Below are 309 nucleotides of genomic sequence, written 5' to 3' on the forward strand. Positions count from 1 at the left end.
CTCAGTCAGCTTATCACCAGTAAATACCAATATGGGTTACCGCTTTATCGCCAGGAAGCCATGTTCAAGCAATACGGTATTGAGCTCAGTCGCCAGACCATGAGCAGCTGGATAGACAAATCCGCCGCACTCTTCGCGCCACTAGTTGAGCGACTTAAAGCCGAGCTGTTAAAGCAGCCCACGCTGTTTGCCGATGAAACGCCATTAAAGGTGGTGAAATCCGATAAAGTAAACAGCTACATGTGGGTGTATTGCTCAGGTCGAGATTCACCAGACCCGAATAATCCTATCCCTAATATCGTGCTTTAC

Annotated in this window: 1 protein-coding gene; it reads left to right on the forward strand. The window is 47.9% G+C overall.

What is annotated here, in order from left to right; genetic code table 11:
• Nucleotides 1-309: IS66 family transposase (locus H5202_RS24885; RefSeq protein WP_182774168.1), on the forward strand; the 309-nt coding region annotated here is incomplete at both ends.

It is taken from the genome of Shewanella sp. SG41-4, from assembly GCF_014164505.1.
Taxonomy (GTDB): Bacteria; Pseudomonadota; Gammaproteobacteria; order Enterobacterales; family Shewanellaceae; genus Shewanella.